The sequence below is a fragment of the Pseudomonas zeae genome (genome assembly GCF_014268485.2).
Taxonomy (GTDB): Bacteria; Pseudomonadota; Gammaproteobacteria; order Pseudomonadales; family Pseudomonadaceae; genus Aquipseudomonas; species Aquipseudomonas neuropathica.
Genome location: NZ_CP077090.1, coordinates 215,739 through 227,594, shown reverse-complemented (window position 1 = coordinate 227,594; position 11,856 = coordinate 215,739). Strand labels below are relative to the sequence as shown.

Annotated in this window: 13 protein-coding genes; all 13 read left to right on the top strand. The window is 56.9% G+C overall.

All coding sequences use genetic code 11. The features are described from left to right. Window positions 1-328 precede the first annotated feature (328 nt). The 13 genes from mnmG (at window position 329) to HU754_RS00950 (ending at window position 11,833) form a co-directional block, all read left to right on the top strand. The gene (gene mnmG, locus HU754_RS01010) at window positions 329-2,227 is read left to right on the top strand and encodes a tRNA uridine-5-carboxymethylaminomethyl(34) synthesis enzyme MnmG (protein WP_016984066.1); all 1,899 of its coding nucleotides are present in this window, start codon (window positions 329-331) and stop codon (window positions 2,225-2,227) included. After that, complete coding sequence (gene rsmG / locus HU754_RS01005; protein WP_038359549.1) at window positions 2,224-2,868, top strand: 16S rRNA (guanine(527)-N(7))-methyltransferase RsmG; 645 nt, start codon at window positions 2,224-2,226, stop codon at window positions 2,866-2,868. Before mnmG ends, rsmG begins: the two co-directional genes overlap by 4 nt. An 18-nt stretch (window positions 2,869-2,886) precedes the next feature. After that, the gene (locus tag HU754_RS01000; RefSeq protein WP_008084406.1) at window positions 2,887-3,684 is read left to right on the top strand and encodes a ParA family protein; all 798 of its coding nucleotides are present in this window, start codon (window positions 2,887-2,889) and stop codon (window positions 3,682-3,684) included. Between the two features lie 9 nt (window positions 3,685-3,693). Next, a complete protein-coding gene (locus HU754_RS00995) occupies window positions 3,694-4,566 on the top strand; it encodes a ParB/RepB/Spo0J family partition protein (protein WP_034152184.1) in 873 nt (290 codons plus the stop codon). Between the two features lie 148 nt (window positions 4,567-4,714). Continuing rightward, window positions 4,715-5,122 carry a F0F1 ATP synthase subunit I gene (locus HU754_RS00990; RefSeq protein WP_186620435.1) on the top strand — a complete coding sequence of 136 codons (408 nt, stop codon included), beginning with the start codon at window positions 4,715-4,717 and terminating at the stop codon, window positions 5,120-5,122. A gap of 16 nt (window positions 5,123-5,138) precedes the next feature. Next, window positions 5,139-6,008 carry a F0F1 ATP synthase subunit A gene (atpB, locus tag HU754_RS00985; protein ID WP_093429553.1) on the top strand — a complete coding sequence of 290 codons (870 nt, stop codon included), beginning with the start codon at window positions 5,139-5,141 and terminating at the stop codon, window positions 6,006-6,008. Window positions 6,009-6,141: 133 nt separating this feature from the next. After that, the gene (gene atpE, locus HU754_RS00980; RefSeq protein WP_003097235.1) at window positions 6,142-6,399 is read left to right on the top strand and encodes a F0F1 ATP synthase subunit C; all 258 of its coding nucleotides are present in this window, start codon (window positions 6,142-6,144) and stop codon (window positions 6,397-6,399) included. Between the two features lie 59 nt (window positions 6,400-6,458). Further along, the gene (locus HU754_RS00975) at window positions 6,459-6,929 is read left to right on the top strand and encodes a F0F1 ATP synthase subunit B (protein ID WP_003229781.1); all 471 of its coding nucleotides are present in this window, start codon (window positions 6,459-6,461) and stop codon (window positions 6,927-6,929) included. 12 nt (window positions 6,930-6,941) lie between these two features. After that, complete coding sequence (locus tag HU754_RS00970) at window positions 6,942-7,478, top strand: F0F1 ATP synthase subunit delta (RefSeq protein ID WP_007911956.1); 537 nt, start codon at window positions 6,942-6,944, stop codon at window positions 7,476-7,478. Window positions 7,479-7,499: 21 nt separating this feature from the next. After that, a complete protein-coding gene (gene atpA / locus HU754_RS00965; RefSeq protein WP_016984064.1) occupies window positions 7,500-9,044 on the top strand; it encodes a F0F1 ATP synthase subunit alpha in 1,545 nt (514 codons plus the stop codon). Between the two features lie 50 nt (window positions 9,045-9,094). Beyond that, window positions 9,095-9,955, top strand: coding sequence for a F0F1 ATP synthase subunit gamma (gene atpG, locus HU754_RS00960; RefSeq protein ID WP_008084419.1), 861 nt, complete (start codon window positions 9,095-9,097; stop codon window positions 9,953-9,955). 27 nt (window positions 9,956-9,982) lie between these two features. After that, the gene (gene atpD, locus HU754_RS00955; RefSeq protein WP_007911961.1) at window positions 9,983-11,362 is read left to right on the top strand and encodes a F0F1 ATP synthase subunit beta; all 1,380 of its coding nucleotides are present in this window, start codon (window positions 9,983-9,985) and stop codon (window positions 11,360-11,362) included. Window positions 11,363-11,407: 45 nt separating this feature from the next. Beyond that, window positions 11,408-11,833, top strand: coding sequence for a F0F1 ATP synthase subunit epsilon (locus HU754_RS00950; RefSeq protein ID WP_007954164.1), 426 nt, complete (start codon window positions 11,408-11,410; stop codon window positions 11,831-11,833). Window positions 11,834-11,856: the final 23 nt, after the last annotated feature.

Sequence of the window (11,856 nt, the reverse complement as noted above, 5' to 3'; positions counted from 1 at the left end):
CAACCCTTTAATCCACAGGCTTAAACCGGTTATCCAAGGCTCTCATTGGCACATGAGCACAGGGTTTTGAAAGTCTGTACATATTGAATATAAAGGCTTGTAGCAATCTATCCACAGAAATGGTGCTCAGTAGAAATAAACATAAAAACAAAGGTTTTATAAATTTCTCTCTTTTTTATTCTTTTAACCTCGAGTTCTCCACAGCTGGTTAAATTTTGTGCAAAGGGTTCTTTAGGAAGGGCGAAGTCCCTATACTTGTCGACCAGGTTCAGAAACCTGATCTCAAACTATTCCTGAATTACCTACTTAAGCAGGCACGAGGTGCGTGGTGGATTTCCCTTCCCGTTTTGAAGTGATCGTCATCGGCGGCGGTCATGCCGGTACCGAGGCAGCACTGGCCTCAGCACGTATGGGGGCAAAAACCCTGTTGCTGACGCATAACGTGGAAACCCTCGGTGCCATGAGTTGCAACCCGGCCATCGGTGGCATTGGCAAAAGCCATCTGGTCAAGGAAATCGATGCCCTCGGCGGCGCGATGGCCACCGCTACCGATTTGGGTGGCATTCAGTTTCGCGTGTTGAACAGCCGCAAAGGCCCGGCCGTACGGGCGACCCGTGCGCAAGCTGACAGAATTCTGTACAAAGCCGCTGTCCGCGAAATTCTGGAAAACCAGCCGAACCTGTGGATATTTCAACAAGCTGCTGACGACCTGATCGTCGAGCAGGAACAAGTCCGTGGTGTTGTCACGCAAATGGGTCTGCGGTTCTTCGCCGATTCCGTGGTGTTGACCACCGGTACGTTCCTCGGCGGACTTATCCACATCGGTTTGCAGAATTTTTCCGGCGGTCGTGCCGGTGATCCGCCGTCCATCGCACTGGCTCACCGTCTGCGTGAACTGCCGCTGCGTGTCGGTCGCCTGAAAACCGGCACACCGCCGCGTATCGACGGCAAGTCTGTGGATTTCTCGGTAATGACCGAGCAACCAGGCGATACGCCGATCCCGGTGATGTCGTTCATGGGTAACAAAGAACAGCATCCACGTCAGGTCAGTTGCTGGATTACTCACACCAACGCCCGAACTCACGAAATCATCGCGGCGAACCTCGACCGTTCGCCGATGTATTCCGCTGCCGGCGAGATCGAAGGCATCGGCCCGCGTTATTGCCCGTCGATCGAAGACAAAATCCATCGCTTTGCCGACAAGGAAAGCCATCAGGTGTTTATCGAACCGGAAGGTTTGACCACCCATGAGCTGTATCCGAACGGGATATCCACAAGCTTGCCGTTCGACGTGCAATTGCAGATCGTGCAATCGATCCGCGGCATGGAAAACGCGCACATCGTGCGTCCGGGCTATGCGATCGAGTACGACTACTTCGATCCGCGCGACCTCAAGTACAGCCTGGAAACCAAAGTCATCGGCGGTTTGTTCTTTGCCGGACAAATCAACGGCACCACCGGTTACGAAGAAGCTGGCGCCCAAGGTTTGCTGGCCGGGGCCAACGCCGCACTGCGCGCCAAGGGCAAAGAAGCCTGGTGTCCGCGTCGCGATGAAGCGTACATCGGTGTGTTGGTCGATGACCTGATCACCCTCGGTACCCAAGAGCCGTACCGCATGTTCACTTCCCGTGCCGAATACCGCCTGATCCTGCGCGAGGACAACGCCGACCTGCGTTTGACCGAAAAAGGTCGCGAGCTCGGTTTGGTCGATGACGCGCGTTGGGCAGCCTTCTGCAAGAAGCGCGAAAGCATCGAGCTGGAAGAACAGCGCCTGAAGAGCACTTGGGTTCGCCCGAATACGCAGCAGGGCGATGCGATTGCCGAGAAATTCGGCACACCGCTGACTCACGAATACAACTTGCTCAACCTCTTGAGCCGTCCGGAAATCGACTACGCTGGTCTGGTCGAAGTGACCGGCAATGGCGCCGAAGATCCACAGGTCGCCGAACAGGTTGAGATCAAGACCAAATACGCCGGTTACATCGACCGTCAACAGGACGAAATCGCCCGTCTGCGCGCCAGTGAAGACACGAAATTGCCTGTGGATATCGATTACACCAACATTTCCGGTCTCTCCAAGGAGATCCAGAGCAAGCTCGGCGCGACTCGACCAGAGACGCTGGGCCAGGCTTCGCGGATCCCGGGTGTGACCCCGGCAGCGATTTCGCTGTTGATGATTCATTTGAAAAAACGCGGCGCGGGCCGTCAGTTGGAGCAAAGCGCTTGAGTTCTAAGGTCACTTCGCAACACGCCGAAGAGTTATCCACAGGAGCCCGCGAGCTCGGTGTCAACCTCACTGAAGCCCAGCATGAATTGCTGCTGGGTTATCTGGCCCTGTTGATCAAATGGAACCAGGCCTACAACCTGACTGCGGTGCGTGATCCGGACGAAATGGTTTCGCGTCACCTGCTCGATAGCCTGAGCGTGATGTCGTTCATCGAAAACGGCCGTTGGCTCGACGTCGGTAGCGGCGGCGGCATGCCGGGAATCCCGTTGGCGATCCTGTATCCGGACTCGCAAGTGACTTGTCTGGACAGCAACGGCAAGAAAACCCGCTTCCTGACCCAGGTCAAACTCGAACTTAAACTGGATAACCTGCAAGTTATCCACAGTCGTGTCGAAGCGTTCCAGCCTGCGCAGCCGTTCAACGGGATCATTTCCCGGGCGTTCAGCAGCATGGAAAACTTCACCAACTGGACTCGCCACTTAGGCGACGCCGATACACGTTGGCTGGCAATGAAGGGCGTTCATCCGGCCGATGAGCTGGTAGCATTGCCGGCAGACTTCAAACTCGATAGCGAACACGCCCTGGCCGTACCCGGTTGCCAAGGCCAACGCCATCTGCTGATACTGCGCCGCACGGCATGATTGGGAACACAAGCAAGAATGGCTAAGGTATTCGCGATAGCGAACCAAAAGGGTGGTGTGGGCAAGACCACCACCTGCATCAACCTCGCAGCATCCCTGGTCGCGACCAAGCGCCGGGTGCTGTTGATCGATCTCGATCCACAGGGCAACGCCACCATGGGTAGCGGTGTGGATAAACACGGCCTGGAAAACTCGGTCTACGACCTGCTGATCGGCGAATGTGATCTGGCTCAGGCCATGCACTATTCCGAACATGGCGGTTACCAACTGCTGCCGGCCAACCGCGATCTGACGGCGGCCGAAGTCGTGCTGCTGGAAATGCAGATGAAGGAAAGCCGTCTGCGCAGCGCGCTGGCGCCAATCCGCGAAAACTACGATTACATTCTGATCGACTGCCCGCCGTCGCTGTCGATGCTTACGCTGAACGCCTTGGTTGCTGCTGACGGGGTAATTATCCCCATGCAGTGCGAGTACTTTGCGCTTGAAGGTCTCAGCGACCTTGTGGATAACATCAAGCGCATCGCTGAACTGCTGAATCCGAACCTGAAAGTCGAAGGGTTGCTGCGGACCATGTATGACCCGCGCCTGAGCCTGATGAACGACGTTTCGGCGCAGCTCAAGGAACACTTCGGCGATCAGCTGTACGACACGGTGATCCCGCGCAACATCCGCCTGGCCGAAGCGCCGAGCTACGGCATGCCGGCGCTGGCCTACGACAAGCAATCGCGCGGCGCCCTGGCTTATCTGGCCCTGGCCGGCGAGATGGTTCGCCGTCAGCGCAAAAACTCACGCATCGCCGCCGCTCAGGCAACTTAAGGAATCCCCATGGCCGTCAAGAAACGAGGTCTCGGACGTGGACTGGATGCACTGCTGAGTGGTCCGACCGTCAGCGCGCTGGAAGAACAAGCGGCGCAAGCTGACACCCGCGAACTGCAGCACTTGCCGTTGGATCTGCTGCAGCGCGGCAAATACCAGCCGCGCCGCGACATGGATCCGCAGGCGCTGGAAGAACTGGCAGCGTCGATCAAGGCGCAAGGCGTGATGCAGCCGATCGTGGTGCGCCCGATTGGCGGTGGCCGTTTTGAGATCATTGCTGGTGAACGCCGCTGGCGCGCGAGTCAACAGGCCGGGCAGGAAACCATCCCGGCGATGGTCCGCGATGTGCCGGATGAAACCGCGATCGCCATTGCGCTGATCGAGAACATCCAGCGCGAAGACCTCAACCCGATCGAAGAAGCGGTGGCCCTGCAGCGTTTGCAGCAGGAATTCCAGCTGACGCAGCAGCAGGTCGCCGAGGCTGTGGGTAAGTCCCGCGTCACTGTGGCTAACCTGTTGCGGCTTATTGCACTGCCGGAAGTCATCAAGACCATGCTGTCCCATGGCGACCTGGAAATGGGGCATGCCCGTGCTTTGCTCGGTCTGCCGGACAATCAGCAGGTGGAAGGGGCGCGACATGTTGTCGCACGCGGTCTCACCGTGCGCCAAACTGAGGCACTGGTTCGCCAGTGGTTGAGTGGCAAACCGGAGCCTGTGGAAGCGACCAAACCCGACCCGGATATCGCCCGCCTTGAACAGCGTCTGGCCGAGCGCCTAGGCTCTGCGGTGCAGATTCGCCATGGGAAGAAGGGAAAGGGCCAGTTGGTGATCGGTTACAACTCCCTCGATGAGCTTCAAGGTGTGCTCGCACACATCCGCTGAAACATTTCCTCATGTAGCGCGCAGTCGGAAATCACTACCTGACAGTTGAATAGGGGCAGAACCGCCCCTATACTCTGCGCGCATTTTGTCGGCACAAATTATGCCAAGTTATTGAATTCTGGCAGCCGACCATTGGAGAGCAAACTTGATGGAAAGCCGCAAGCCAAACCGCCTGCCGTTCCATCGCCTGGCGGTTTTTCCGGTGTTAATGGCTCAGTTTGTCATTTTGCTCATTGCCGCTTTGGCGCTCTGGCAATGGCACGGAGTCGTTGCCGGATACTCGGGACTTTGCGGAGGCCTGATAGCCTTGCTGCCCAATGTTTATTTCGCTCACAAGGCATTTCGGTTTTCCGGCGCCCGAGCAGCCCAGTCCATCGTCCGGTCCTTTTACGCCGGCGAGGCAGGCAAACTGATTTTGACGGCAGTGCTCTTTGCACTGGTGTTTGCAGGTGTGAAGCCACTGGCGCCGATAGCTGTATTCGGCGCGTTCGTGCTGACTCAGTCGGTCAGCTGGTTCGCTCCCCTGCTGATGAGAACAAGACTTTCGAGACCTTAGGGCGTTTGAGGCAACCATGGCAGAAACAACCGCTTCGGGCTATATCCAGCACCACTTGCAGAACCTGACCTTCGGTCAGCTACCTAACGGCGGCTGGGGCTTTGCCCATACCGCAGCAGAAGCCAAAGAAATGGGCTTCTGGGCTTTCCACGTCGATACCCTTGGCTGGTCGGTCGCGTTGGGTCTGATCTTCGTACTTCTTTTCCGCATGGCGGCAAAGAAAGCGACTTCGGGTCAGCCGGGTGCTTTGCAGAACTTCGTTGAAGTATTGGTCGAATTCGTCGATGGCAGCGTGAAAGACAGCTTCCATGGCCGTAGCCCGGTGATTGCACCTCTGGCACTGACCATCTTCGTCTGGGTGTTCCTGATGAACGCCGTCGACCTGGTACCGGTCGACTGGATTCCTCAGCTGGCCATCCTGATCACCGGCGACCACCACATCCCGTTCCGCGCCGTGTCGACTACCGACCCGAACGCGACCCTGGGCATGGCGTTCTCGGTTTTCGCACTGATCATTTTCTATAGCATCAAGGTCAAGGGCTTCGGCGGCTTCATCGGCGAACTGACCCTGCACCCGTTCGGCAGCAAGAACATCTTCGTTCAAGCCCTGCTGATCCCGGTGAACTTCCTGCTGGAATTCGTGACCCTGATCGCCAAGCCGATCTCTCTGGCTCTGCGTCTGTTCGGCAACATGTATGCCGGCGAGCTGGTGTTCATTCTGATCGCTGTGATGTTCGGCAGCGGCCTGCTCTGGCTGAGCGGCCTGGGCGTTGTTCTGCAGTGGGCGTGGGCTGTGTTCCACATCCTGATCATCACGCTGCAGGCGTTCATCTTCATGATGCTGACCATCGTCTACCTGTCGATGGCGCACGAAGAAAACCATTAAGGCCAGTCTCGACTAGTCTGATGTCCTTCCCGGTCAAACGGGAAGGGGCTCTTCACAGGGCACCTGAAACGATTTGTTTTACCGCTTTAATCTAAAAAACCTAAACCATACGACGTAAAAGTCGGGAGGAAAGATGGAAACTGTAGTTGGTCTAACCGCTATCGCTGTTGCACTGTTGATCGGCCTGGGCGCACTGGGTACCGCAATTGGTTTCGGCCTGCTGGGCGGCAAGTTCCTGGAAGGCGCAGCGCGTCAGCCAGAAATGGTTCCAATGCTGCAAGTTAAAATGTTCATCGTTGCCGGTCTGCTCGACGCCGTAACCATGATCGGTGTTGGTATCGCTCTGTTCTTCACCTTTGCGAACCCGTTCGTTGGTCAGATCGCTGGCTAATTACCCGGATTCTTCCGAGTAATTTGATGTGATGGACAACGTAACTGCGAGGTGTTGGCGTGAACATTAATGCGACCCTGATTGGCCAGTCCGTTGCGTTCCTGATTTTTGTACTGTTCTGCATGAAGTATGTATGGCCTCCGGTCATCGCTGCTCTGCACGAACGTCAAAAGAAGATCGCTGATGGTCTGGACGCTGCCAGCCGTGCAGCTCGCGACCTGGAGTTGGCCCAAGAAAAAGCGGGTCAGCAACTGCGCGAAGCGAAAGCTCAGGCAGCTGAAATCATCGAGCAAGCCAAGAAACGCGGTAACCAGATTGTCGAAGAGGCCGTTGAAAAGGCCCGTGTCGACGCTGACCGTGTGAAGGTTCAGGCTCAAGCCGAGATCGAACAGGAACTGAACAGTGTCAAAGACAAGCTGCGCGCCCAAGTGGGTTTGCTGGCTGTCGGCGGCGCCGAGAAGATCCTGGGTGCCACAATCGATCAAAACGCGCACGCAGAGCTGGTTAACCAACTGGCTGCTGAAATCTAAGCGAGGGCGATCATGGCAGAACTGACCACGTTGGCCCGACCTTACGCTAAGGCGGCCTTCGAGCACGCTCAGGCCCACCAGCAACTGGCCAATTGGTCAGCCATGCTCGGCCTGGCTGCAGCGGTGTCGCAAGACGACACCATGCAGCGCGTGCTCAAGGCCCCGCGACTGACGAGCGCAGAAAAGGCCGCCACGTTTATTGACGTGTGCGGCGACAAGTTTGATGCCAAGGCACAGAACTTCATCAATGTCGTTGCCGAAAACGACCGTCTCCCGCTTCTGCCGGAGATTGCCGCTCTTTTCGACCTGTACAAGGCCGAACAAGAGAAGTCGGTAGACGTTGAAGTGACCAGTGCTTTTGCATTGAACCAAGAACAGCAAGACAAACTCGCCAAGGTTCTCAGTGCACGACTCAACCGGGAAGTGCGCCTGCAAGTTGCGGAGGATGCTGCCCTAATAGGTGGTGTCGTTATCCGCGCCGGCGACCTGGTTATCGATGGCTCGATTCGCGGCAAAATCGCGAAACTTGCCGAAGCATTGAAATCTTGAGTTTGAAGGGGCAGCAGAGCAATGCAGCAACTCAATCCTTCCGAAATAAGTGAAATTATCAAGGGCCGCATCGACAAGCTCGATGTGACCTCCCAAGCCCGTAACGAAGGCACTGTCGTCAGCGTATCTGACGGCATCGTGCGGATTCACGGTCTGGCCGACGTTATGTACGGCGAGATGATCGAGTTTCCGGGCGGCGTCTACGGTATGGCCCTCAACCTGGAGCAAGACTCCGTAGGTGCCGTTGTACTGGGCGCTTACCAGTCTCTGGCTGAAGGCATGAGCGCCAAGTGCACTGGCCGCATCCTCGAAGTTCCGGTTGGTAAGGAACTGCTGGGTCGCGTAGTCGACGCACTGGGTAACCCTGTTGACGGCAAAGGTCCACTGGGCAACACCGAGACCGACGCGGTCGAGAAAGTTGCTCCGGGCGTGATCTGGCGTAAGTCGGTAGACCAGCCTGTACAGACTGGCTACAAGGCTGTCGATGCCATGATCCCTGTCGGCCGTGGTCAGCGTGAGCTGATCATCGGTGACCGTCAGATCGGTAAAACCGCTCTGGCGATCGACGCGATCATCAACCAGAAAGACAGCGGCATTTTCTGCGTCTACGTAGCCATCGGTCAGAAGCAATCGACCATCGCCAACGTGGTTCGCAAGCTGGAAGAAAACGGCGCCCTGGCCAACACGATCATCGTGGCTGCCAGTGCTTCGGAATCTCCTGCGCTGCAATTCCTGGCACCGTACTCCGGTTGCACCATGGGTGAATTCTTCCGCGACCGCGGTGAAGACGCGCTGATCGTTTATGACGATCTGTCCAAGCAAGCAGTGGCTTACCGCCAGATTTCCCTGCTGCTGCGCCGTCCACCAGGCCGTGAAGCTTACCCAGGCGACGTGTTCTATCTCCACTCCCGTCTGCTGGAGCGCGCATCCCGCGTTTCGGAAGAATACGTAGAGAAGTTCACCAACGGCGCAGTGACCGGCAAAACCGGTTCCCTGACCGCACTGCCGATCATCGAAACCCAGGCTGGCGACGTTTCCGCGTTCGTTCCGACCAACGTGATTTCCATCACCGACGGTCAGATCTTCCTGGAATCGGCCATGTTCAACTCGGGCATCCGTCCTGCAGTGAACGCCGGTGTTTCGGTATCCCGTGTGGGTGGTGCCGCTCAGACCAAGATCATCAAGAAGCTCTCCGGTGGTATCCGTACCGCTCTGGCTCAGTACCGTGAACTGGCGGCATTCGCCCAGTTCGCTTCTGACCTGGACGAAGCGACCCGTAAGCAACTTGAGCATGGTCAGCGCGTTACCGAGCTGATGAAGCAGAAGCAATACGCACCAATGTCGATCGCTGACATGGCGCTGTCGCTGTATGCCGCTGAGCGTGGGTTCCTGACTGACATTGAAATCGCCAAGATCGGCAGCTTCGAACAAGCGCTGATCGCTTTCTTCAACCGCGATCACGCCGATTTGATGGCCAAGATCAACGTTAAAGGTGACTTCAATGACGAAATCGACGCTGGCATGAAAGCCGGTATCGAGAAGTTCAAGGCCACCCAAACCTGGTAAGCCGCAGCGGGAGCCGCGAGGCTCCCGCTTGCTAACCTGATAGGTGTTACATGGCAGGCGCAAAAGAGATTCGCAGTAAGATTGCGAGCATCAAAAGCACGCAAAAGATTACCAGCGCCATGGAAAAAGTGGCGGTCAGCAAAATGCGCAAGGCACAAATGCGCATGGCTGCTAGCCGTCCTTATGCGGAGCGTATCCGCCAGGTTATTGGGCATCTGGCCAACGCCAACCCGGAATACCGCCACCCGTTCATGATCGACCGCGCTATCAAGCGTGTCGGTTATGTCGTGGTGAGCAGTGACCGTGGTCTGTGCGGCGGCTTGAATACCAACCTGTTCAAGGCCCTGGTCAAGGACATGGCGGTAAACCGCGAAAACGGCGTCGAGATTGATCTGTGTGTTGTTGGTAGCAAGGGTGCGGCCTTTTTCCGCAACTTCGGCGGTAACGTCGTTGCAGCTATCAGCCACCTGGGTGAAGAGCCGTCGATCAATGATCTGATCGGCAGCGTCAAGGTGATGCTGGATGCCTACCTGGATGGCCGTATTGATCGCCTGTCCGTGGTGTCCAACAAGTTCATCAACACCATGACGCAACAGCCTACCGTGGAGCAGTTGATTCCATTGGTGGCAACCCCGGATCAGGATCTCAAGCACCACTGGGACTATCTCTACGAACCGGATGCCAAAGAGCTGCTTGACGGCTTGATGGTCCGCTACGTTGAGTCGCAGGTCTACCAGGCGGTGGTCGAGAACAACGCGGCTGAACAAGCTGCGCGGATGATCGCGATGAAGAACGCTACCGACAACGCCGGTGATTTGATCAGCGATTTGCAGCTGATCTACAACAAGGCGCGTCAGGCTGCGATCACCCAAGAGATCTCGGAAATCGTCGGCGGCGCTGCCGCGGTTTAACGGTTCAAATATTCAGAGGATCCAGCTATGAGTAGCGGACGTATCGTTCAAATCATCGGCGCCGTTATCGACGTGGAATTTCCACGCGACAGCGTACCGAGCATCTACAACGCGCTGAAAGTAGTGAGCGCGGCTGAAACCACTCTGGAAGTTCAGCAGCAGCTGGGCGACGGCGTGGTTCGCACCATTGCGATGGGTTCCACCGAGGGCTTGAAGCGCGGTCTGGAAGTTACCGACTCTGGCGCAGCCATCTCCGTACCGGTCGGTAAAGCGACCCTGGGCCGGATCATGGACGTCCTCGGTAACCCGATCGACGAAGCTGGCCCGATCGACACCGAAGAGCGTTGGGGCATTCACCGTCCAGCGCCTTCGTTCGCTGAGCAAGCAGGCGGCAACGACCTGCTGGAAACCGGCATCAAGGTTATCGACCTGGTTTGCCCGTTTGCCAAAGGCGGTAAAGTCGGTCTGTTCGGTGGTGCCGGTGTAGGCAAAACCGTAAACATGATGGAACTGATCCGTAACATCGCCATCGAGCACAGCGGTTATTCCGTGTTCGCCGGTGTGGGTGAGCGTACTCGTGAGGGTAACGACTTCTACCACGAGATGAAGGACTCCAACGTTCTGGACAAAGTGGCACTGGTTTACGGTCAGATGAACGAGCCGCCGGGTAACCGTCTGCGCGTAGCACTGACCGGCCTGACCATGGCCGAGAAGTTCCGTGACGAAGGTAACGACGTTCTGCTGTTCGTCGACAACATCTATCGTTACACCCTGGCCGGTACTGAAGTATCCGCACTGCTGGGCCGTATGCCTTCGGCAGTAGGTTACCAGCCGACCCTGGCTGAAGAGATGGGCGTTCTGCAAGAACGTATCACTTCGACCAAGGAAGGTTCGATCACCTCGATCCAAGCGGTATACGTACCTGCGGACGACTTGACCGACCCGTCGCCAGCGACCACCTTCGCCCACTTGGACGCCACCGTCGTTCTGTCCCGTGACATCGCTTCCCTGGGTATCTACCCAGCGGTAGATCCACTGGATTCGACTTCGCGCCAGCTGGATCCGAACGTAATCGGCCAGGACCACTACGACACCGCTCGCGGCGTTCAGTACGTTCTGCAACGTTACAAAGAGCTGAAAGACATCATCGCGATCCTGGGTATGGACGAGCTGTCGGAAGCCGACAAACAGTTGGTTAACCGTGCTCGTAAGATCCAGCGCTTCTTGTCGCAGCCGTTCTTCGTGGCTGAAGTCTTCACCGGTGCTTCGGGTAAATACGTTTCCCTGAAGGACACCATTGCTGGCTTCAAAGGCATCCTCAACGGTGACTACGACCACCTGCCAGAACAAGCGTTCTACATGGTTGGCGGCATCGAAGAAGCGATCGAGAAAGCCAAGAAACTGTAATCCCGGCGCCCGGCAACGGGCGCTAATTTAGGTTGAGGCAATCAGATGGCTATGACAGTCCATTGCGATATCGTCAGCGCGGAAGGGGAAATCTTTTCCGGCCTGGTCGAGATGGTGATTGCGCACGGTGCACTGGGTGATCTTGGTATCGCTCTGGGTCACGCGCCGCTGATCACTAATCTGAAGCCAGGTCCGATCCGCCTGATCAAGCAAGGCGGGGAAGCCGAGGTGTTCTACATCTCCGGTGGCTTCCTCGAGGTTCAGCCGAACATGGTCAAGGTGCTTGCCGATACCGTGCAACGTGCCGCCGACCTGGATGAAGCTCAGGCTCAAGCAGCTCTCAAGGCTGCCGAAGCTGCTCTGCACGAGAAGAGCGCAGATTTCGACTACGGAGCTGCGTCCGCACGTCTGGCCGAGGCTGCAGCACAGCTGCGCACCGTCCAGCAGATCCGCAAGAAGTTTGGCGGTTAATCCGTCAGCCGCTTGTTGTGCGA

Excerpts from the sequence above, each read along its gene's own strand:
- atpG (WP_008084419.1), top strand. The coding sequence starts at position 9,095 with ATGGCAGGCGCAAAAGAGATTCGCAGTAAGATTGCGAGCATCAAAAGC.
- HU754_RS01000 (WP_008084406.1), top strand. The coding sequence starts at position 2,887 with ATGGCTAAGGTATTCGCGATAGCGAACCAAAAGGGTGGTGTGGGCAAG.
- atpA (WP_016984064.1), top strand. The coding sequence starts at position 7,500 with ATGCAGCAACTCAATCCTTCCGAAATAAGTGAAATTATCAAGGGCCGC.
- HU754_RS00995 (WP_034152184.1), top strand. The coding sequence starts at position 3,694 with ATGGCCGTCAAGAAACGAGGTCTCGGACGTGGACTGGATGCACTGCTG.
- HU754_RS00970 (WP_007911956.1), top strand. The coding sequence starts at position 6,942 with ATGGCAGAACTGACCACGTTGGCCCGACCTTACGCTAAGGCGGCCTTC.
- atpD (WP_007911961.1), top strand. The coding sequence starts at position 9,983 with ATGAGTAGCGGACGTATCGTTCAAATCATCGGCGCCGTTATCGACGTG.
- HU754_RS00950 (WP_007954164.1), top strand. The coding sequence starts at position 11,408 with ATGGCTATGACAGTCCATTGCGATATCGTCAGCGCGGAAGGGGAAATC.
- atpE (WP_003097235.1), top strand. The coding sequence starts at position 6,142 with ATGGAAACTGTAGTTGGTCTAACCGCTATCGCTGTTGCACTGTTGATC.
- HU754_RS00990 (WP_186620435.1), top strand. The coding sequence starts at position 4,715 with ATGGAAAGCCGCAAGCCAAACCGCCTGCCGTTCCATCGCCTGGCGGTT.
- atpB (WP_093429553.1), top strand. The coding sequence starts at position 5,139 with ATGGCAGAAACAACCGCTTCGGGCTATATCCAGCACCACTTGCAGAAC.